Below are 339 nucleotides of genomic sequence, written 5' to 3' on the forward strand. Positions count from 1 at the left end.
CAGAAGGGCGAGCAACGCTCGCACCCTCAGACACCCAACAACGTGCCCGGCACAACCGATCCAGATCCTGTGTTCCACGCCGAAGCAGTACTGACAGTCCCAGACCAATCGTGCCGAATAATCAACGTTCCACCCATGAGCTGACCACCGTCGAACATTTGCCGACGTAGTGGCTCTGGATTCCTTGCGGAATCTAGATGCTCCTTAGAAAGGAGGTGATCCAGCCGCACCTTCCGGTACGGCTACCTTGTTACGACTTCGTCCCAATCGCCAGTCCCACCTTCGACAGCTCCCTCCCACAAGGGGTTGGGCCACCGGCTTCGGGTGTTACCGACTTTC

The 339-nt window shown here is 57.8% G+C and carries 1 rRNA gene; it reads right to left on the bottom strand.

The window, feature by feature from the left end:
* Positions 1-208: 208 nt before the first annotated feature.
* Positions 209-339 (bottom strand): 16S ribosomal RNA (locus PUR26_RS24275); the annotation flags it as partial.

The sequence above is a fragment of the Streptomyces sp. SP18CS02 genome, from assembly GCF_036322365.1.
In the GTDB taxonomy this organism is placed as follows: Bacteria; Actinomycetota; Actinomycetes; order Streptomycetales; family Streptomycetaceae; genus Streptomyces.